This is a genomic window from Streptomyces sp. NPDC031100 (assembly GCF_055570785.1).
Window position 1 is genome coordinate 247,000 of sequence record NZ_JBVIGN010000004.1, and the last position, 18,417, is coordinate 265,416.

Annotated in this window: 20 protein-coding genes; 11 read left to right on the plus strand and 9 right to left on the minus strand. The window is 71.1% G+C overall.

Going from position 1 to position 18,417, the window contains the following annotated elements; genetic code table 11:
• Positions 1–120 precede the first annotated feature (120 nt).
• Together nagB and ACZ5DS_RS13010 are read right to left on the minus strand one after the other, a co-directional pair.
• The gene (nagB, locus tag ACZ5DS_RS13005) at positions 121–906 is read right to left on the minus strand and encodes a glucosamine-6-phosphate deaminase (RefSeq protein ID WP_468236972.1); all 786 of its coding nucleotides are present in this window, start codon (positions 904–906) and stop codon (positions 121–123) included.
• Positions 907–1,051: 145 nt separating this feature from the next.
• Positions 1,052–1,804: an SDR family oxidoreductase gene (locus ACZ5DS_RS13010; protein WP_468236974.1), complete on the minus strand. Its 753-nt coding sequence runs from the start codon at positions 1,802–1,804 to the stop codon at positions 1,052–1,054.
• Between the two features lie 96 nt (positions 1,805–1,900).
• On the opposite strand from ACZ5DS_RS13010, the gene ACZ5DS_RS13015 reads away from it, so the two are divergent.
• Entirely contained in the window at positions 1,901–2,551 is a 651-nt protein-coding gene (locus tag ACZ5DS_RS13015; protein ID WP_468236977.1) for a TetR/AcrR family transcriptional regulator, read from the plus strand.
• 347 nt (positions 2,552–2,898) lie between these two features.
• The gene (locus ACZ5DS_RS13020) at positions 2,899–4,365 is read left to right on the plus strand and encodes a sensor histidine kinase (protein WP_468238198.1); all 1,467 of its coding nucleotides are present in this window, start codon (positions 2,899–2,901) and stop codon (positions 4,363–4,365) included.
• 259 nt (positions 4,366–4,624) lie between these two features.
• Here ACZ5DS_RS13020 and ACZ5DS_RS13025 read toward each other — a convergent pair whose 3' ends face one another.
• Together ACZ5DS_RS13025 and ACZ5DS_RS13030 are read right to left on the minus strand one after the other, a co-directional pair.
• A complete protein-coding gene (locus tag ACZ5DS_RS13025) occupies positions 4,625–4,882 on the minus strand; it encodes a WhiB family transcriptional regulator (protein ID WP_003992873.1) in 258 nt (85 codons plus the stop codon).
• A gap of 320 nt (positions 4,883–5,202) precedes the next feature.
• Positions 5,203–6,171, minus strand: a complete 969-nt coding sequence (locus ACZ5DS_RS13030) for a diacylglycerol/lipid kinase family protein (RefSeq protein ID WP_468236980.1) — start codon at positions 6,169–6,171, stop codon at positions 5,203–5,205.
• Positions 6,172–6,317: 146 nt separating this feature from the next.
• Between ACZ5DS_RS13030 and ACZ5DS_RS13035 the strand changes: the two genes are divergently transcribed.
• Positions 6,318–6,761: a hypothetical protein gene (locus ACZ5DS_RS13035; RefSeq protein ID WP_468236982.1), complete on the plus strand. Its 444-nt coding sequence runs from the start codon at positions 6,318–6,320 to the stop codon at positions 6,759–6,761.
• Between the two features lie 13 nt (positions 6,762–6,774).
• Here the strand turns inward: ACZ5DS_RS13035 and ACZ5DS_RS13040 are convergent, their stop codons facing one another.
• The 3 genes from ACZ5DS_RS13040 to ACZ5DS_RS13050 form a co-directional block, all read right to left on the minus strand.
• Positions 6,775–7,848 (minus strand): RNA polymerase sigma factor SigF, encoded by a 1,074-nt coding sequence (locus ACZ5DS_RS13040; protein ID WP_468236984.1) that lies wholly within the window; start codon positions 7,846–7,848, stop codon positions 6,775–6,777.
• A gap of 17 nt (positions 7,849–7,865) precedes the next feature.
• The gene (locus ACZ5DS_RS13045) at positions 7,866–8,279 is read right to left on the minus strand and encodes an ATP-binding protein (protein ID WP_004925829.1); all 414 of its coding nucleotides are present in this window, start codon (positions 8,277–8,279) and stop codon (positions 7,866–7,868) included.
• Between the two features lie 272 nt (positions 8,280–8,551).
• Positions 8,552–8,812 carry a UBP-type zinc finger domain-containing protein gene (locus tag ACZ5DS_RS13050; protein ID WP_468236986.1) on the minus strand — a complete coding sequence of 87 codons (261 nt, stop codon included), beginning with the start codon at positions 8,810–8,812 and terminating at the stop codon, positions 8,552–8,554.
• A 61-nt stretch (positions 8,813–8,873) separates the two neighbouring features.
• On the opposite strand from ACZ5DS_RS13050, the gene ACZ5DS_RS13055 reads away from it, so the two are divergent.
• The gene (locus ACZ5DS_RS13055; RefSeq protein WP_468236989.1) at positions 8,874–10,466 is read left to right on the plus strand and encodes a Na+/H+ antiporter; all 1,593 of its coding nucleotides are present in this window, start codon (positions 8,874–8,876) and stop codon (positions 10,464–10,466) included.
• 14 nt (positions 10,467–10,480) lie between these two features.
• On the opposite strand, the gene ACZ5DS_RS13060 is transcribed toward ACZ5DS_RS13055, so the two are convergent.
• A complete protein-coding gene (locus ACZ5DS_RS13060; RefSeq protein WP_468236991.1) occupies positions 10,481–11,377 on the minus strand; it encodes a 1-aminocyclopropane-1-carboxylate deaminase/D-cysteine desulfhydrase in 897 nt (298 codons plus the stop codon).
• A gap of 30 nt (positions 11,378–11,407) precedes the next feature.
• On the minus strand, positions 11,408–12,001 hold the full coding sequence (locus tag ACZ5DS_RS13065; RefSeq protein WP_468236994.1) for an N-acetylmuramoyl-L-alanine amidase: 594 nt from the start codon (positions 11,999–12,001) through the stop codon (positions 11,408–11,410).
• Positions 12,002–12,291: 290 nt separating this feature from the next.
• Here ACZ5DS_RS13065 and ACZ5DS_RS13070 point away from each other — a divergent pair, with 290 nt between their 5' ends.
• The 7 genes from ACZ5DS_RS13070 to ACZ5DS_RS13100 all read left to right on the plus strand — a co-directional run bounded on the left by ACZ5DS_RS13070 (position 12,292) and on the right by ACZ5DS_RS13100 (position 18,241).
• Complete coding sequence (locus ACZ5DS_RS13070; protein ID WP_468236996.1) at positions 12,292–13,698, plus strand: family 2B encapsulin nanocompartment shell protein; 1,407 nt, start codon at positions 12,292–12,294, stop codon at positions 13,696–13,698.
• 112 nt (positions 13,699–13,810) lie between these two features.
• A complete protein-coding gene (locus ACZ5DS_RS13075) occupies positions 13,811–14,941 on the plus strand; it encodes a family 2 encapsulin nanocompartment cargo protein polyprenyl transferase (protein WP_468236999.1) in 1,131 nt (376 codons plus the stop codon).
• Positions 14,942–15,250: 309 nt separating this feature from the next.
• Positions 15,251–15,841 carry a dihydrofolate reductase family protein gene (locus ACZ5DS_RS13080; RefSeq protein ID WP_468237002.1) on the plus strand — a complete coding sequence of 197 codons (591 nt, stop codon included), beginning with the start codon at positions 15,251–15,253 and terminating at the stop codon, positions 15,839–15,841.
• 26 nt (positions 15,842–15,867) lie between these two features.
• Positions 15,868–16,086 carry a hypothetical protein gene (locus ACZ5DS_RS13085; RefSeq protein ID WP_468237004.1) on the plus strand — a complete coding sequence of 73 codons (219 nt, stop codon included), beginning with the start codon at positions 15,868–15,870 and terminating at the stop codon, positions 16,084–16,086.
• Positions 16,087–16,169: 83 nt separating this feature from the next.
• The gene (locus tag ACZ5DS_RS13090) at positions 16,170–16,592 is read left to right on the plus strand and encodes a YciI family protein (RefSeq protein ID WP_468237007.1); all 423 of its coding nucleotides are present in this window, start codon (positions 16,170–16,172) and stop codon (positions 16,590–16,592) included.
• A gap of 98 nt (positions 16,593–16,690) precedes the next feature.
• Positions 16,691–17,899: an RNA polymerase sigma factor gene (locus tag ACZ5DS_RS13095; RefSeq protein ID WP_468237009.1), complete on the plus strand. Its 1,209-nt coding sequence runs from the start codon at positions 16,691–16,693 to the stop codon at positions 17,897–17,899.
• Positions 17,900–17,908: 9 nt separating this feature from the next.
• On the plus strand, positions 17,909–18,241 hold the full coding sequence (locus tag ACZ5DS_RS13100; RefSeq protein ID WP_468237012.1) for a DUF952 domain-containing protein: 333 nt from the start codon (positions 17,909–17,911) through the stop codon (positions 18,239–18,241).
• Positions 18,242–18,417 lie beyond the last annotated feature (176 nt).

The following is an 18,417-nucleotide window of genomic DNA, read 5'->3' on the forward strand; positions in this document are numbered from 1 at the left end:
ATGCCGGCGCGATGGCAGCTATGGGTCCCCAACCCCCCCCCCACCCCCCCCCCCCCCACTCCCCCCCCTCCCCCCCCCCCCCCTCCCCCCCCCCCCCCCCCCGTCAGTGTGCGGGAAGTGTCAGATCCCCTGCCAGTCCGGCTTGTTGGCGTAGGTGTGCCGGAAGTAGTCGGCCAGCTTCAGCTTGGACGCGGCGGCCTCGTCGACGACCACCGTGGCGTGCGGGTGCAACTGGAGCGCGGAGGCGGGGCAGACGGCCGCGACCGGACCCTCGACGGTCGCGGCGACCGCGTCCGCCTTGCCCTCGCCCGTCGCGAGCAGCACCAGGTGCCGGGCCTCCAGGATGGTGCCGATGCCCTGGGTGATCACGTGGTGCGGCACCTGCTCGATGTCGCCGTCGAAGAAGCGCGCGTTGTCGATCCGGGTCTGCTCGGTCAGCGTCTTGATCCGGGTGCGCGAGACGAGCGAGGAGCACGGCTCGTTGAACCCGATGTGCCCGTCCGTCCCGATCCCGAGCAGCTGCAGATCCACGCCGCCGGCCTCGGCGAGCGCCCGGTCGTACGACTCGCCCGCCGCCTGGACGTCCTCGGCCGTGCCGTCCGGCCCCATGAACGCGTCCATCCCTATCCCGAGCGGCTCCAGCACCTCCCGGCGCAGTACCGAGCGGTAGGACTCGGGGTGATCGGCGGGCAGCCCCACATACTCGTCGAGCTGGGCTATGCGCGCCCGCGAGGCGTCCACGGCGCCGGAGCGCACCTTGGCGGTCAGCGCCTGGTAGATGGGCAGCGGAGTCGAGCCGGTGGCCACACCTAGCAGGGCGTCGGGCTTGCGTCGCAGCAGCTGGGCCATGGCCTCGGCGATCAGCTCGCCACCCGCCGCGGCGTCTGGAACGATGACAACTTCCACGCTGGGCCTGCCGTTCTGAAGAGGGCCTGGAGGTCTGGGAGAGTCAGAGCAAAAGTCTCTATGTGGTTTAGACCAATCTAACAGAATCGGCGTTCGAAGGCGTGCCGCACGGTGCCTCTTCCCATGGCGCGGAGGGCGGTCCTTCCTAGGTCAGCGAACCCCCCGTCGCGTCCACCCAGCTCCCCGTCACCCACCGCCCGGCGTCCGACGCGAGGAACGCCACCACGTCCGCCACGTCGGCCGGTGCTCCCACCCGGCCGAGCGCCGATATCGACGCGGCCTGTGCCCAGCCGCCCGGCGTTCCGTGCAGGAGCCCGGCCGTGTTGTCCGTGTCGATGATGCCCGGCGCCACCGAGTTCACCGTGATCCCGCGCAGGCCCAGGACCTTGGACAGATCGCGGGTGAAGACGTCCAGCGCGCCCTTCGTCATCGCGTACGCCATCTTGTCCGGCATGACCGCGGTCCGGGCCAGCCCCGACGAGATGTTGACGACTCGCCCGCCGTCCCGCAGCCGCGACAGGCCGTGCCTGGTGAGGAAGAACGGCGCCTTCACGTTCACCGCGAAGACCCGCTCGTACTCTTCCTCCGTCATCTCGTCGATCGGGGACGCCGTACCGATCCCCGCGTTGTTCACCAGGATGTCCAGCCCGTCCGCATGCCGGTCGAACTCCTCCCACAGCCGCTCGGCGTCCCCCGGCACCCCCAGCTCCACCCCGAGCGCGAACGCGGAGCCGCCGTCCGCCTCGATCGCGGCCACCGTCTCCTTGGCCGCCGCCTCGTTGCTGCCGTAGTGCACCGCGACCCGCGCCCCGTCTCGCCCCAGCCGCTCGGCGATACCCCGCCCGATGCCCCGGCTCCCGCCCGTGACCAGCGCCGTCTTCCCCGCGAGCACACCCATGTCCGCCACCCCTCCGTAATTTCCTAGTGGTCGCTACAGAAAGACCGTACAACATCCCGCGGACATTTCTCTAGGGGGCGCTATAAAATGCACTCCATGGTGAACGCCCGGGAGACGGCACAGGGGACGGCTGAGGCGAAAGAGCAGGTCAGGACGTCCAGGTCCCGTGGCCGTCCGCGCTCCTTCGACCGTGCCACGGCACTGGAGAAGGCGCTCATGGCCTTCTGGGAGCACGGCTACGAGGCCACCTCCGTCTCCGATCTCACCCGGATCATGGGTATCGGCGCCCCGAGCCTCTACGCGGCCTTCGGTGACAAGAGGACCCTGTTCGAGGAGGTGGTCCAGGTCTACGCCGGCACCCACGGTGCCTTCGGTGACCGCGCCCTCGCCGAGGAGCCCACCGCCCGTGACGCCGTGGAGCGGACCCTGCGCGAGGCCGCAGTCGAGTACACCGACCCCGCCCACCCCTACGGCTGTCTGGTCGTCCACGCGGCCACCAACTGCACCAGCCCCGAGGTCGAGCAACTGCTGCGGGAGCGGCGCAACGCGAGCATCGCCGCGCTCGCGTCCCGGATCCGGGCCGACATGGCGGCGGGGCGGCTGCCGGCCGGCACCGACGCCGCAGCGCTCGCCCGGCACACCGGAGCCATGATCCAGGGCATGTCCCAGCAGGCCCGGGACGGCGCGAGCCGGGAGGAACTGGAGGCGCTGGCGGAAATTGCCATGGCCATCTGGCCCCGCGGCTGACCGGGGCGGGCTAGGCTGCGTGGCATCGCGTGCCGTCGGACTTCAATGCATGCCCTCGCGTGCATGGACACGCCAGCGTGGTCTAGTCCACAATGCGTAGGGGAAATCGTAGAGAAAACTGAACAGCTTCCGTCTTCCCCGCACAGGAAGACGGACCGAGGAACCGGAGCTCTCTGCCCTGACTGCCCCGGCTCCTCGACCTTCGGCCGACCGGGACCGCACACCCCACGGCCGATGATGCTCCGGGCTGCGGTGCCGGGTGGGTTGAGGGTCCCTCCCAGGCGCCGCGGCCCGCGGGTGTTTTCCGGCCAACCCGAAGCCCCGGGTACGCTCACAGCGTGCCCTCCATGAACGAACTCGTACGCCAGCACACGGCCCTCGACGACTCCGACCTCGAGTGGCTCCACCTGCTGGTCTCGGAGTGGCAGCTGCTCTCCGACCTCTCCTTCGCCGACCTGGTCCTGTGGGTCCCCACCCGGGACGGCACCCGGTACGTCTCGGTCGCCCAGATGCGCCCCAACACCGGCCCCACCTCCTACCAGGACGACATGGTCGGCCACCTGGTCCCGCGAGGCCGGCGGCCCATGCTGGACGCGGCGCTGGACGAGGGCCGCATCGTGCGCGAGGGTGACCCGGAGTGGCGCGAAGAGGTCCCCGTCCGGGTCGAGTCGATCCCCGTACGGCGTGAGGGCCGCGTCCTCGGCGTCATCGCCCGCAACACCAACCTGCTGACCGTGCGTACCCCGAGCCGGCTGGAGCTGACCTACCTCCAGAGCGCCTCGGACCTCGCGCAGATGATCGCAGCAGGATCGTTTCCCTTCTCCGGCCAGCAGGTCGACATGGACGCCTCGCCGCGCGTCGGTGACGGCCTGATCCGGCTGGACGCGGAGGGCATCGTCCAGTACGCCTCCCCGAACGCCCTCTCCGCCTACCACCGCCTGGGCCTCGCCTCCGACCTGGTCGGACAGCACCTGGGGCAGACCACGGCCGAACTCGCCCCGACCCGGGGCCCGGTGGACGAGGCGCTCGCCAAGGTGGCGAGCGGCTGGGCGCCGCGCGAGTTCGAGATCGAGGCCAACGACGGGGTGATCCAGTTCCGGGCCATCCCGCTCAAGCCCAAGGGCACCCGCATCGGTTCCCTGGTGCTGTGCCGGGACGTCACCGAACTCAGGCGCCGCGAACGCGAGTTGATCACCAAGGACGCGACCATCCGGGAGATCCACCACCGGGTCAAGAACAACCTGCAGACCGTCGCGGCGCTGCTGCGGCTGCAGGCCCGGCGTATCGAGTCCGAGCGCGGCCGGGAGGCGCTGGAGGAGGCGGTACGGCGCGTCGGTTCGATCGCGATCGTGCACGAGACGCTCTCGCAGAACCTGGACGAGCGCGTGGAGTTCGACGACATCGCCGACCGGGTCCTCGCGATGGTCGCCGAGATCTCGCCGGGCAAGGTGACCGGCCGCCGCAGCGGACGGTTCGGGATCCTCGATGCCGAGGTCGCCACCCCGCTGTCGATGGTTCTCACCGAGATCCTGCAGAACGCCCTGGAGCACGGCTTCCGCGAGGGCGACACCGGCACGGTCGAGGTCTCCGCGGTCCGTGGCGGCACGACCAAGGAGGCCCGCCTCCTCGTCACCGTCCAGGACGACGGCGTCGGTCTGCCCGAGGGCTTCGACCCGCAGACCGCGGGCAACCTGGGTCTGCAGATCGTACGAACGCTGGTGGAGGGCGAGTTGGGCGGAACCTTCGACATGGTCCCGGCCCCGGAGCGGGGCACTCGGGTGATCCTCGACATTCCGGTGCGTGCGCAGAAGTAGGAAGCACCCGGACGGCCCAACGGGAACCGCACCGACGCCCCGCAAAGGGGCCCCGAACAGCATTGAGCCCCGGGCCACTTGGTGGTCCGGGGCTTAAGCTCGTTGCTGCTCCGCTATGTCGCGAAGGGGGTCCCCCCGGCTCGAGCGCAGTCGAGAGGTGGGGGAGCATCGGGGGTACTGCGCGCTGCGGCTCGGGGGCGGGAGATGCGTACTCGTTGCACGCGCCGCCAAGCTCAGGCTGTCAGCTGGGGTGGGAGTGTCAGGCGGAGGCCTGACGGGCCCGGTTGCGGGCGGCGCGGCGCTTCATGGCGCGGCGCTCGTCCTCGCTGAGACCACCCCAGACGCCGGAGTCCTGGCCGGACTCGAGCGCCCACTGCAGACACTGCTCGATCACCGGGCAGCGACGGCAGACGGCCTTGGCTTCCTCGATCTGCAGCAGCGCAGGACCGGTGTTGCCGATGGGGAAGAAGAGCTCGGGGTCTTCCTCGCGGCAAACGGCGTTGTGACGCCAGTCCATGGCTGCTACCTCTCCTTGGTATTACGTGCTTGTTGCTTGTGAATGTGAACGCTTTCACGAATCCCTCAACAAGTGAAGGGCCGACCGCCGAGTCTTCCCCGGCGTGGTCCTTGGTTTAAAGAGGGGTTCCGGTGATCAGTGGAGGCCGGTGTTGCGGGCCGTCCCGATCGCCACGTAGAGACTCGCAAACCTCAGCGACGGATACAACCCCTTCCGGAAAGTTTTTTTTGATTCCTCGGTGTCGACTGGGTCACAGCCGTACTTCCATGGGGTGGATCCTGGCCTAAACGTTCGAGTGAAAGGACTTTGGCCCGTTCCGCTCACACAATCACACGCAGTGCGCGGCGTACGCCTGTGAACGTCACGCTCGTACGCAATCCCAGGTGGTCGCCGTCCATCTGAAGGGGGAGAGGTGCCTTCGAATGCAAGGTGAACTGGTCCAGATCGTGCAGCGCGACCACATGCCTGCCATGGGGTCCGCGCTCGGGGGACGAAGTGAGCAACTGGGTGCCATACCGGGCAACCGCGGCCGTGGACAGACGGCTGAGACCGAGCACGTCGATCCCCGTATCGAACGACGCCTTAGGTGACGTGTACATCGGGCGATTGCCGAGATACGTCCAAGGGGACGTGTTCGAGACTATGGCGACAACAAGATCGTTGATCGGGTCGGCGCCGGGCTGCTCCAGGGTGATCGCGCCGTGCCGGCGGTTCGGCTCGCCGAGGAACTGCCGGACCACCTGTCGTACGTACAGCGCGTGCGTCGACTTCTTGCCGCGCTCGCGCTGCTGCTCGACCCGGCCGACCACGCCCGCGTCGAAGCCCAGTCCGGCGTTGAAGGTGAACCAGCGGTCCGGCACCGCCTCGTCCTCGGTGCCGGGCGTGCCCGAGGTCAGGCCGAGCCCCACGACCCGCTCGGTCCTGTCGCGCAGTGCGTCCAGCAGGGCGCCGGTGGCCTCGACGGGGTCGTTGGGCAGCCCGAGGGCGCGGGCGAAGACGTTGGTGGAGCCGCCGGGGACCACCGCCAGGCCGGGCAGGCGGTCCGGGTCGGGGCCGGCGTGCAGAAGACCGTTGACGACCTCGTTGACGGTGCCGTCGCCGCCGAGGGCCACGACCAGGTCGATGTCGTCGCTCTCCGCAGCCTGCCGGCCCAGGTCGCGCGCGTGGCCGCGGTACTCGGTGGTGACCGCCTCCAGCTTCACCTCGCTCGCCAGCGCGTGGATCAGGACGTCACGCCTGCGTGCGCTTGTGGTGGTTGCCGCCGGATTGACCACGAGAAGTGCACGCATGGATGGCAGCGTACCTACTGGGGGGTACCCGGCCCAGACCGAGGTAGGGATCCGGTAAGAGGTGCGGGCGTGAGCCTGACCACGGACGACTGCGCCGCGCGCGGGGCGGAGGCGGCCGCGGCGAGGCGCGCGGCTACGCTTCCGGGGTGAGCAGTGAGCATGTGCCTACGGCGGTGAAGGCCGACGGAACTGATGGGCCCCGTCCGCGGCGGCTGACGTATGCGGCCGCGCTGAGCGGGCTGGAGGGGCTCGCGTTGCTGGCCGCCGGGGTGTGGAGGGTCGCGCTCGGGCTCATCGGGTCGCCGGACGACCCGGGGCAGGCCGTGGCCCTGGGTGTCATCGTGATCGTGCTGGCCTTGCTGCCGTTGCTCGCCGCGCGGGGGCTGCTGCTGCGGAAGAGCTGGAGCCGAGGGCCGGCGGTGATCACGCAGATCATGGCTATGCTGTTGGCTTACGGCCTGCTTCAGGCCGACGGCGTGCTGATCCCCGTGGGGATCGCTCTCGCCGTGGTGGCGATTGCTTCGCTGGTGTTGTTGGTGAACTCTGCTACGACCCAGGCCCTTGGGATCAAGGGGCCGGGTCGTAGGTGACCTCCGGTGTGACCTACTCCTCCACCAGCAGCTTCTCCCGCAGCTGAGCCAGCGTCCGGGCGAGCAGCCGGGAGACGTGCATCTGGGAGATGCCGACCTCCTGGGCGATCTGCGACTGGGTCATGTTCCCGAAGAAGCGCAGCAGGAGGATCCGCTTCTCGCGCGGCGGCAGGTCCTCCAGCAGCGGCTTGAGGGACTCGCGGTACTCCACGCCCTCCAGCGCCTCGTCCTCGGCGCCGAGGGTGTCGGCGACCGCCGGGGACTCGTCGTCGGTGTCGGGGACGTCCAGGGACAGCGTGGAGTACGCATTGGCGGACTCCAGGCCCTCCAGGACCTCCTCCTCGGAGATGGCGAGCTTCTCGGCCAGCTCGTGGACCGTGGGGGAGCGGCCGTGCTGCTGGGACAGCTCGGCCGTCGCCGTCGTCAGCGCAAGGCGCAGCTCCTGCAGGCGGCGCGGCACGCGGACCGCCCAGCCCTTGTCGCGGAAGTGCCGCTTGATCTCGCCGACGACGGTCGGGGTGGCGTACGTGGAGAACTCCACGCCTCGGTCCGGGTCGAAGCGGTCGACCGACTTGATCAGGCCGATGGTGGCGACCTGGGTGAGGTCGTCCAGCGGTTCGCCGCGGTTGCGGAAGCGGCGGGCCAGGTGCTCGACGAGCGGCAGATGCATCCGGACCAGCTGGTTGCGCAGCTCCGCGTACTGGGGGCTGCCCTCCTTCAGCGTGCGCAGTTCGACGAACATCGCACGCGCCCCGCTGCGGTCCTGGGGGTCGTGCTGGGTGGCCTGCACGGCCTCCTTGCCCAGCGCGTCGTCCTCGGCGTATCGCTCGTGCTCGCTCATCGTCCCGCCCGTAGCCCTTCCCCGAGCCCTCGCCTCCGCGCGGGCGGCGGACCCGATCCCGCCGCCCCCCTCCGAAGGCGCGCCCTGCACGGCACCGTCGCTGCCGGCCTCAGCGGAGTCGTCCTCCGGGTGCGGCCTGGCCTGCTCGGGGATGCCGTCGATGCCGTCCGCCATGCGTCGGGAACCGTCCGCGGGGCCTTGGTCCCCCGTCGGCAGCTCCCGTGTGCCGCGCTCTTCGTCCCGCACCGGCCCGTCCCCGTTCCTCACGCCGGCCCGGGGCCCGCGCCGCGCTGTTTGTAGAGGCTGATCGACACGGTCTTGTCCTCGTCGACGGCGGACGAGACCTTGCCCGCGAGGGCCGAGAGCACCGTCCAGGCGAAGGTGTCCCGTGAGGGGGCGTGGCCGTCGGTGGTCGGCGCCGAGACCGTGACCTCGAGCGAGTCGTCGACGAGTCGGAAGACACAGCTGAGCACGGAGCCGGGCACGGCCTGCTGCAGCAGGATCGCGCAGGCCTCGTCCACGGCGATGCGCAGGTCCTCGATCTCGTCCAGGGTGAAGTCCAAGCGGGCCGCCAGACCGGCCGTGGCCGTCCGCAGCACCGACAGGTAGGCACCCGCAGCCGGCAGCCGGACTTCCACGAAGTCCTGGGTCGCGGGCTCGCCTGCGATCTGGGACACCCTCACCTCCATGGTGGTACAAGCTTTACGGGGCCGAGGGTCGCCCCTCGGGGTAACGCATACGTGGTTCCGCGGTGACGCTATCGCGCTCCGAACGGTCCTGTCCCCGGGACCCCAACCCCCTGGCGTCACTCACAGTAAAGCTGTGGATACGCTCCGTGTCTAGAGGGTTTGCGGGCCCAAATGGGAAGAGCGCGCGCCGGGTTGACGTACCCCGGTGTCAGACGCCCGAACCGTCGACGGCCACGACCGTATGCCGTATCAGTGCAGTGTCACACGAGAACGTGGTCCACGAAGCACCACCGCCAGTCCTCGCCGGGTTCGAAGGTGCGCATCACCGGGTGTCCGGACGTCTCGTGGTGCTCCGTCGCGTGTCTCCCCGGCGAGGAGTCGCAGCAGCCGACGTGGCCACAGGACAGACAGAGCCGCAGCTGCACCGGATGCGTTCCGCGCGCGAGACACTCCGGGCAGGTCTCGGTCAGCGGTTCGGGCTCCGGGTGCGGCAGCGCGTCGGCGTGCGTGCACTGTTTCATGATTGCCAGATTACGACGGGTGTGCGGGTGGCCGCGCGGAAAACGAGGGTGGGCGAGGACCATGGACGTGATGCCGCTGCTGTTGCTGGTGGCGGGCAGTGCCGCGGTCGCCGGAGGGGCCCGGCGCGGACCGGTCCCGGCGCCGCTGCTGCTGGTCGCCGTCGGTCTGGCGGTCTCCTACGTGCCCGGGATTCCGGACTACACCCTGGACCCCGAGATCGTCCTGCCGCTGCTGCTGCCCCCGCTGCTGTACACCTCGGCCAGCGACAGCTCCTACCTCGACCTCAGGGCCCAACTCCGGCCCGTGGCGCTGCTGTCGGTGGGCTATGTGCTCTTCGCGACCTTCGTCGTCGGCTGGGCCGCCTATCTGCTCATCCCCGGAATGCCGCTGCCCGCCGCGCTGGTGCTCGGCGCGGTGGTGGCCCCGCCGGACGCGGTCGCCGCCACGGCGGTCGCGCGCCGGGTCGGGCTGCCGTCCCGGATCACGACGATCCTGCAGGGCGAGTCGCTGCTGAACGACGCCACCGCGATCACCGCCTACAAGGTGGCCGTCGCCGCGGCCGTCGGCGAGGGCGCCACCTGGGCGGGCGGGATCCGCGAGTTCATGATCGCGGCGGTCGGCGGTGTCGGCGTCGGCCTCGTCCTCATGGCCCCGCTGCACTGGCTGCGCACCCACCTGACCGAACCCCTCCTGCAGAACACGCTCTCCCTGCTGATCCCGTTCGTCGCCTACGGAGTCGCCGAGCAGCTGCACGCCTCCGGAGTCCTCGCGGTCGTGGTCGTCGCCCTCTACCTCGGCCACCGCGCGTGGGAGGTCGACTTCGCCACCCGGCTCCAGGAGGAGGCGGTGTGGAAGATGGTCGCCTTCATCCTGGAGTCGGCGGTCTTCGCCCTGATCGGCCTGCAGCTGCCGGTCGTCCTCAAGGGGCTCGGGGCGTACGAGGGCGCCAAGGCGACCTGGTACGCGGTGATCCTCTTCCTCGTCGTCGTCCTGGCCCGGTTCGTCTGGGTCTACCCGGCGGCCTTCCTGCCCCGTCTGTGGTCGGCCCGCATCAGGGAGCGCGAGGAGAACCCCACCTGGAGGGGGGCGATGGTCACCGCGTGGGCCGGCATGCGGGGCGTGGTCTCGCTGGCCATCGCCTTCTCCGTCCCGGCCACCGTGCACGGCCACCCCTTCCCGCAGCGCAACCTGATCCTCTTCCTGACCTTCACCACCGTCATCGGCACCCTGGTCGTGCAGGGCCTCACCCTGCCCCCACTGATCGGCCTGCTCAGGTTCCCCGGCCGCGACCCGCAGGCCGAGACGCTCGCCGAGGCCAACGCCCAGGCACAGGCCTCCAGGGCCGCCGAGGGCCGCCTGGAGGAACTCCTCTCCGACGAGCGCAACGCCCTGCCCCCGCCGCTCGCCGACCGCCTGCGCGCCGTCCTGGAGCGCCGCCGCAACGCCGTCTGGGAGCGCCTCGGCCAGGTCAACCCCATCACCGGCGAGTCCGTGGACGACACCTACCGCCGCCTGTCCCGCGAGATGATCGGCGCCGAGCGCGAGGTCTTCGTCAGACTCCGCGACCTGCGCTACATCGACGACGAGATGCTCCGCGCCCTGCTCCGCAGGCTCGACCTGGAGGAGGCGGCCGCCTACCGGGAGGCGGCCTGAGACCGCACCGGGGGTCACGCCCTGAACGGTGCGCCGGTGACGACCGCCGCGATCGTCGTCCCGCGCCGGAACGCGCCCTCCTCGGCCAGGGCGGCCAATCCGTAGAGCAACTTGGCGACATAGAGACGTTCCACCGGCAGTCCGTGCCGGTGCTCGAAGTCCTCGGCGAAGGCGTCGAGTTCCGGGGTCGTACGGGCGTAGCCGCCGAAGTGGAAGCGGTCGTCGAGGGACCAGGCGCCGGTGCGGGCGCCGAAGGCGCGCTCCTGGAGGGCTTGTATGTCGTCCGTCAGGAAGCCGCCCTTGAGCACCGGTATCCCGAGCGCGCGCTGGTCGGCGGCCAGGCCGGCGGCGAGTCCGGCGAGCGTGCCGCCGGTGCCGCAGGCCACCGCGACGACGTCGGCGCGGCCGCGCAGCTCCTCGCCCAGGGCCCGGCAGCCGCGTACCGCCTCGGCGTTGCTGCCGCCCTCCGGGACGACGTACGCCTCCTCGGCACCGGCCGCGCGCAGGATCGCGGCCAGGGTCTCCGGTTCGCTCTTGCGCCGGTATGTCGATCTGTCGACGAAGTGCAGCCGCATGCCGTCGGCCGCGCACCGGGACAGGGACGGGTTGAGCGGGCGGCCGGCCAGCTCCTGGCCGCGGACCACACCGGTGGTCGGCAGCCCGAGCAGCCGGCCCGCGGCCGCTGTGGCCCGCAGATGGTTGGAGTAGGCCCCGCCGAAGGTGACCAGCGCCCGGCCCCGCGCCGCCTCGAGGTTCGGCGCCAGCTTGCGCCACTTGTTGCCGATCAGCTCCGGGTGGATCAGGTCGTCCCGCTTCAGGAGCAGCCGCAGACCGTGCCGGCCGAAGCGGTCGTCCCGCACCTCCTGAAGCGGGGAGGGCAGGCGCGGGGCGAGCGGGCCGGTGCTGGTCACGCCCTCATTGTCGCCCGGCGCCGGGTGACGCTATGCCTTCAGGCGCTCCTCGACGCGGTCCCGCAGCCACGCCATCGAGAAGCCGCGCGGGTCGACCTTGCCCGGCTGCCACTCCAGGTGGCCGATGACCGAGCGCTCCGTCCAGCCGTGGTGGCGGCACACGGCCGTGGCGGCCCGCACGATCGCCTCCAGCTGTGCCTCGGGCCAGGGGTCCTCGCCGTCGCCCAGGTTCTCGCACTCGAAGCCGTAGAAGTGCCGGTTGCCGTCGGTGTTCGCCTCGGTGTCCGGCGGCAGCCCCTTCTCGGCGATCACCGCGCGCAGGACGTCGTCGTCACCGAGCCCGGCGTGGTTGGCGCGGCCGTAGCCGACCAGGTGGACCGTGCCGTCCTTGGTGATCACTCCGTGGCACAACGGGCCCGGCAGGTCCGGGTGGCCGTCGCGGCAGACCTGCACGGTGTGTTCGCTGCCCTGGGTCACCGTGTGGTGGATCATCACGCCGTGGACGGGCCCCCAGGGGCCCTTGTGGTTGCGGTTGTGGGTCCGCCAGTCGCCGACCTCGGCGACCTCGACGCCCTCCGCCCGAAGCGCGTCGAGAAACCCGTTCGCGGACATGGGTGGGGCCATGACCGCCTCCTTCGTGCTGTGCCCGGTGGCCGTCGGTCGCGGCCCTGTCGTACCGCTGCTTCTACCGAAAACGGACGTCCCGGACTAGATCGTTCGCACACTGTGCGAGCCGATCCGGACAGCGCGGCCGGCATGGGAGCGCTGGACAAGGTCCCTCTTTCTGCCCAGTAGTCCGATCATCCATTCCCGCTCATTCGGGTAATGGTGCGTGTGCGCTCCGTGATGGAAGGCTCGCTCGTGAGACCGGTGTGCGATGCGGCGCCGGGCAACACATGAGAGGGCAATTTCTTATGTCGGTAGGCGAAGAGGTCCGCACAGAGCAGGGCAAGCCGCAGCAGTCTCTCGGTACGGCGGCAGCGCGGAACCTGGCCACCACGACCAAGTCCGTCCCGCAGATGCAGGAGATCACCTCCCGCTGGCTGCTGCGGACGCTGCCCTGGGTGGACCTGCAGGGCGGCACGTACCGGGTGAACCGGCGACTGACGTTCGCCGTCGGCGACGGCCGTATCACCTTCGTGAAGACCGGGGACCAGGTGGAGGTCATCCCGGCCGAACTCGGCGAACTCCCGGCACTGCGTTCGTACGAGGACATCGACGTGCTCAATGAGCTGGCCCGACGCTGCCGCCGGCGGGACTACGCCCCCGGCGAGGTCATCGCCTCCTTCGGCAACCAGACGGACGAGGTGTACCTGCTCGCCCACGGCAGGGTCGAGAAGGTCGGCACGGGCCCGTACGGCGACGACGCGGTCCTCGGCGTCCTCGCCGACGGCGCCTACTTCGGCGAGCAGGCACTGCTGGACCCGGACGCCATCTGGGAGTACACCGCCCGCGCGGACACCGCGTGCACGGTGCTGATCCTCGGCCGCCAGGACGTCGAGCAGGTCGCCGAGCGCTCCGACACGCTGCGCGAACACCTCCAGCACATGCGCGCGGTCCCCGAGCAGCGGACCAACAAGTACGGCGAGAAGGAGGTCGCGCTGGCCGCCGGCCACAGCGGCGAGCCGGACATCCCGCACACGTTCGTCGACTACGAGGCGCGGCCCCGCGAGTACGAACTGAGCATCGCCCAGACCGTGCTGCGCATCCACACGCGCGTGGCCGATCTGTACAACCAGCCGATGAACCAGACCGAGCAGCAGCTGCGGCTCACGGTCGAGGCGCTGAAGGAGCGCCAGGAGCACGAGCTGGTCAACAACCCCGACTTCGGGCTGCTGAACAACTGCGAGTACGAGCAGCGGCTCCAGCCGCACGACGGCGTGCCCAGCCCGGACGACATGGACGAGCTGCTCAGCCGCCGGCGCGGCACCAAGCTCTTCCTCGCCCACCCGCGCGCGATCGCCGCCTTCGGGCGCGAGCTGAACAAGCGCGGACTGGTCCCGGAGACCGTCGAGATCGGCGGGAACCGCATCCCGACCTGGCGCGGTGTGCCGATCTACCCGTGCAACAAGATCCCCGTCACCCCGGAGCGCACGACCTCGATCATCGCCATGCGTACCGGCGAGAGCGAGCAGGGCGTCATCGGCCTGCGGCAGTCCGGCATCCCGGACGAGATCGAGCCGAGCCTGTCCGTCCGCTTCATGGGCATCAACGAACAGGCCATCATCAAGTACCTGGTGACGGCGTACTACTCGGCAGCCGTCCTGGTGCCCGACGCCCTCGGCGTGCTGGAGAACGTCGAGATCGGCCGGTGGAGGTGACGTTTCCGCACTTCGCGGCCGTGTTCCCGCCCTTCGGGGCGGGTACATCCTCGGGGTATGCGTCCAGCCGGAGCGGAGGCGGCACTGTCCGCGGACTGTGCGAAGGGGACCCATGACCGAGTTCTTGACGGAGGCCAAGCAGCGTTCACCGGGAGCGCGCGAGCGGCGGGGATCCGACGGCGGCGCCGGGCCCGGACCGTTCGACGGGCAGGAGGCGGCCGCGCTGCTGGAGCGGACCCGGGCCCTGGTCGACCCGGAGCTGCGGGCGGCCGTCGAGTCGCTGCCCGGCTCGATGCGCCGGATCGCGCTCTACCACTTCGGCTGGGAGCACGCGGACGGCACGCCGGCGGCGGGCAGCGCGGGCAAGGCCATAAGGCCCGCGCTCGTCCTCGCCGCGGCCGCCGCGCTCGGCGGACCGAGGGCGCGGTCGGCCGCGGTCCGGGCGGCCGCGGCCGTCGAACTGGTCCACAACTTCACGCTGTTGCACGACGACGTGATGGACCGGGACACCTCGCGCAGGCACCGGCCCACGGCCTGGACCGTGTTCGGAGTCCCCGACGCCATCCTCGCCGGGGACGCCCTGCAGGCGCTGGCCCTGCGGCTGCTCGCCGAGGACCCGCACCCGGCCTCCGGTCCGGCAGCGGCCCGGCTCGCCGGCTGTGTCGTCGAGCTGTGCGCCGGACAGCACACCGACACGGTCATGGAGCAGCTCGCGCCCGACGAGGTCACGCTGGACGAGGTGCTCGCCATGGCCGAGGCGAAGACCGGCGCGCTGCTGGGCTGCGCCTGTGCCCTCGGCGCGCTGTACGCGGGCGCGAGCGAGGAGGACGTGGCGGCGCTGGACGGCTTCGGCCGCCAGGCCGGGCTCGCCTTCCAGCTGATCGACGACGTCATCGGCATATGGGGCGATCCGCAGCGCACCGGCAAGCCGGCCGGCGCGGATCTCGCGGTCCGCAAGAAGTCCCTGCCCGTGGTGGCGGCCCTGGCCTCCGGCACCCCGGCGGCGGCCGAACTCGCCGAGCTCTACGGGAAGCCGTACGTCAAAGGGGAGTCCGGGGACGGCGGGGAGATCGCGCGGACGGCGCTGGCCGTGGAGCAGGCCGGCGGCCGGGACTGGGCGCAGGCCGAGGCGGCCGACCGGATGGCCCGGGCCATGCAGGAGCTGGTCCGTGCCGTGCCCCTGCCGGAGGCGGCGGGCGGTCTGCTGGCCCTGGCCGAGTTCGTGACCCGCCGCACCAGTTGAGGCCGCCGCAGACCTGCGGCTGCTCGTCGAGGCCGCCGCCGACCGGCGGCCGAGGAAGGACCCCGGTGCCTCCGGGGCCGTGCGGTTCCTGACCCCGCACGGTCATTGGGGGCACCGGTCGCCGGGCCCCGCGCATCCCCACAGTGCGCGGGGCCCACCGCATGCCAAGCGGAATCTCGTCTCTTACTTGCCCTCACTGCCGACGGCATCCCGGAAAAGGCTTGCAACCACTCCAGTTGAAGTACTACAACTGAACCACTTCAACTGGAGTGGTCCCCTGCTCCGCAGCCTGACGAAAAGAGACCAAGCTTGCGAAAGCTCACGTACTTCATCGCCTGCTCGCTCGACGGCTTCATCGGCGACGAACAGGGCGATGCCTCCGCGATGTTCCGGTTCCTGGACGAGGAATACCTCGGCTTCCTGAAGACGGAGTTCCCGGAGACCCTGGCCACCCACGCCCGCCGGCCCCTCGGCTTCGACCACCTGGAGAACAGGCGGTTCGACACCGTCGTCCAGGGCCGCGCCAGCTACGAGCTGGCGCTCAAGGAGGGCATCACCAGCCCCTACGCCCACCTGCGCGAGTACGTCGCCTCGCGCACCCTGGGCGCCTCGCCCGACCCGCACGTCGAGATCATCGACGGCGACCTGATCGGCCGTGTCCGCGAACTGAAGGCGGAGGACGGCGGGTTGGACATCTACCTGTGCGGCGGCTCGCAGCTCGCGGGAGCCCTGCTCGACGAGATCGACGAACTCGTCATCAAGACCTACCCGATCGTCTACGGCACCGGCATGCCGATGTTCGGCACCGGCCTCGACATCAAGGAGTTCACCCTGGACTCCGACTCCGTACGCGCCTTCGGCAACGGCGTGCTCGTGCGGACGTACCGCAGGAAGCGCTGAACCCCCGCCCGCCCTACCCTGAGGACATGGACAGCGAGAAACACGTCTGTCCCGTCTGCGGACAGCCCGTCGAAACGGTCGTGGGGCGGCACAAGACCCTGGGCATCTGGGTGCCGCTGTGGGGGCCCGGCCCGTGCCGCAACCCCGACTGCGCGACCTACGGGGCGCATGCCGAGCCCGCGGCCCCGGACACCAGGACCGCCGACACACCGCACCCCGAGAAATCCGACGCGAAAAAATCCTGAGCCCGTGTCGAGAATCCCGGCCCGGCTCCGACGTCCCCTGTGAGAGCCGCCCACCCAGGGCGGCCGAGCCGAAGGAGCGGACCATGAAGTACCTGGTGATGGTGCAGGGCACGCAGGCGGACTACGAGGCGATGGCCGGCAAGCCCTCCGCGAACTCCCCGGCCTGGACGGAGGAGCAGCTCAAGGCCATGTACCTGTACATGGGCGCGATCAGCGACGACCTCGCCGAGTCCGGCGAACTCGTCGACGCCCAGGGCCTGGCCGAGCCCGCCCGGACCCGGCTGGTCGGCCGGGACAAGGACGGCAACACGGTGATCACCGACGGGCCGTACGGCGAGACCAAGGAGCTGATGGCCGGCTACTGGGTGGTCGACTGCGCGAGCCTGGACCGGGTCACCGAGATCGCCGAGCGCGTCACCCGCTGCCCCGGACCCGAGGGCCTTCCCGAGTACCCCGTGGTGATCCGGCCGATCATGGACGGCGCCGGGGACATCTGCGCCGAATGACCGGGACCGCCGCATGCCCGGGACCGCCGCACGACTGGGATCGTCGTATGACTGAGACCTCCGCATGACCGGGATCGCCGTATGACCGGGATCGCCGTATGACCGAGACCACCGGCATCGAGGACCTGCTGCGCCTGCACGCGCCGCAGGTCCTCGGCGCGCTGGTGCGGCGGTACGGTCACTTCGACGCCGCCGAGGACGCCGTACAGGAAGCCCTGCTCGCGGCGGCCCGGCAGTGGCCCGAGACGGGGGTGCCGGACAACCCGCGGGGCTGGCTGATCAGGGTGGCGGCGCGCCGGCTGACCGACGCGTGGCGTGCGGAGGAGGCCCGGCGGGCGCGGGAGGAGCGGGCGGCGGCCCTCGCTGTCCGGGACGCCCCGCCCGATCCGGCGCCCCGCGAGGACGACACCCTCAGCCTGCTCTTCCTGTGCTGCCACCCCGACCTGACCCCGGCCGCGCAGATCGCCCTCACTCTGCGCGCGGTCGGCGGCCTGACCACGGCGGAGATCGCCCGCGCGTACCTGGTCCCCGAGGCGACCATGGCCCAGCGGATCAGCCGGGCCAAGCAGAAGGTGCGGGGTGTGCGGTTCGGGCGGCCGGACCACTGGGCCGAGCGGCTGCCCGCCGTCCTGCACACCCTGTACCTGATCTTCAACGAGGGCTACACGGCGACCTCCGGAACCACCCTCCAGCGGCGCGACCTGGCCGCCGAGGCGATCCGGCTGACCCGCACCATCCACCGGCTGCTGCCCGACGACGGCGAGGTCACCGGCCTGCTCGCGCTGATGATGCTCACCGACGCCCGCCGCGCCGCGCGCACCGGCCCGGACGGCGAGCTGGTCCCGCTCGACGAACAGGACCGCGACCGCTGGGACCGGGCCGCGATCGAGGAGGGCGCCGCGCTCGTCACCCGGGCACTGTCCCAGGGCCCCGCCGGACCGTACGCGCTGCGCGCCGCGATCGCCGCCGTGCACGACGAGGCACCCTCCGCCGAGGACACGGACTGGCGGGAGATCCTCGGTCTGTACGACCTCCTCGTCCGCCAGGTCCCCGGACCGGTGGAGCGCCTGAACCGCGCGGTGGCCGTCGCCATGGTGCACGGCCCGCAGGCCGGCCTCGCCGAACTGGAGGGCCTGGAACGGGAGCTGGGCGGCAGCCACCGCCTGGACGCGGTGCGCGGGCACCTGTGGGAGCGCGCGGGGGAGTACGACCGCGCCCGTGCCGCCTACGCGTCGGCCGCCGCCCGGACCCTCAGCCTGCCGGAACGGCGCTATCTGCAGACGCGTGCGGCCCGGCTGAGGCCGTAGCGTGGCCGCATGCCGAAACTTCCGCACATCGTCCACATCACCGAGCGCTCCCTGTGGGAGGCGGCCCGCGAGCGCGGCGCCTACGAGATGTCCACCCGCGGCCGCACCCTCCAGGAGGAGGGGTTCATCCACTTCTCCACCCGGGACCAACTCCCGCGCATCGCAGCCTTCCTGTACGGCGACTACGAGGGCGCCGACGAGCTGGTGGTGCTGGTCGTGGACCCGGCCAGGCTCGATGTTCCGCTGAAGTACGAGGCCATGCCGCCCCACGGCGAGGAGTTCCCGCACGTGTACGGGCCGGTGCCGGTCGAGGCGGTGGTGGACGTGGAGCCCTGGGGGTGACCGGGCAGGGCGGGTGCGCGCCGCCGCCGGGTATGGCGCCGGGCTGGAGAACGGGGACGGGCCGACGCCCCGGAACACGTACGGCAGCACGTCGGGCGGGGACGACGTCGGGTGCCCGCCGAGCCCGGAGCCCGCGCCGACGCAGGGGACGGGCCGGATGGCCGTCGCCTGCCTGT

What these genes read in the sequence shown, in the direction of transcription:
- ACZ5DS_RS13050 (WP_468236986.1), bottom strand. Translation starts at nt 8,812, where the DNA reads ATGAAACAGTGCACGCACGCCGACGCGCTGCCGCACCCGGAGCCCGAA.
- ACZ5DS_RS13065 (WP_468236994.1), bottom strand. Translation starts at nt 12,001, where the DNA reads ATGGCCCCACCCATGTCCGCGAACGGGTTTCTCGACGCGCTTCGGGCG.
- ACZ5DS_RS13070 (WP_468236996.1), top strand. Translation starts at nt 12,292, where the DNA reads ATGTCGGTAGGCGAAGAGGTCCGCACAGAGCAGGGCAAGCCGCAGCAG.
- ACZ5DS_RS13020 (WP_468238198.1), top strand. Translation starts at nt 2,899, where the DNA reads ATGAACGAACTCGTACGCCAGCACACGGCCCTCGACGACTCCGACCTC.
- ACZ5DS_RS13095 (WP_468237009.1), top strand. Translation starts at nt 16,691, where the DNA reads ATGACCGAGACCACCGGCATCGAGGACCTGCTGCGCCTGCACGCGCCG.
- ACZ5DS_RS13100 (WP_468237012.1), top strand. Translation starts at nt 17,909, where the DNA reads ATGCCGAAACTTCCGCACATCGTCCACATCACCGAGCGCTCCCTGTGG.
- ACZ5DS_RS13030 (WP_468236980.1), bottom strand. Translation starts at nt 6,171, where the DNA reads ATGCGTGCACTTCTCGTGGTCAATCCGGCGGCAACCACCACAAGCGCA.
- ACZ5DS_RS13025 (WP_003992873.1), bottom strand. Translation starts at nt 4,882, where the DNA reads ATGGACTGGCGTCACAACGCCGTTTGCCGCGAGGAAGACCCCGAGCTC.
- ACZ5DS_RS13085 (WP_468237004.1), top strand. Translation starts at nt 15,868, where the DNA reads ATGGACAGCGAGAAACACGTCTGTCCCGTCTGCGGACAGCCCGTCGAA.
- ACZ5DS_RS13010 (WP_468236974.1), bottom strand. Translation starts at nt 1,804, where the DNA reads ATGGGTGTGCTCGCGGGGAAGACGGCGCTGGTCACGGGCGGGAGCCGG.
- ACZ5DS_RS13075 (WP_468236999.1), top strand. Translation starts at nt 13,811, where the DNA reads ATGACCGAGTTCTTGACGGAGGCCAAGCAGCGTTCACCGGGAGCGCGC.
- ACZ5DS_RS13055 (WP_468236989.1), top strand. Translation starts at nt 8,874, where the DNA reads ATGGACGTGATGCCGCTGCTGTTGCTGGTGGCGGGCAGTGCCGCGGTC.
- ACZ5DS_RS13015 (WP_468236977.1), top strand. Translation starts at nt 1,901, where the DNA reads ATGGTGAACGCCCGGGAGACGGCACAGGGGACGGCTGAGGCGAAAGAG.
- ACZ5DS_RS13090 (WP_468237007.1), top strand. Translation starts at nt 16,170, where the DNA reads ATGAAGTACCTGGTGATGGTGCAGGGCACGCAGGCGGACTACGAGGCG.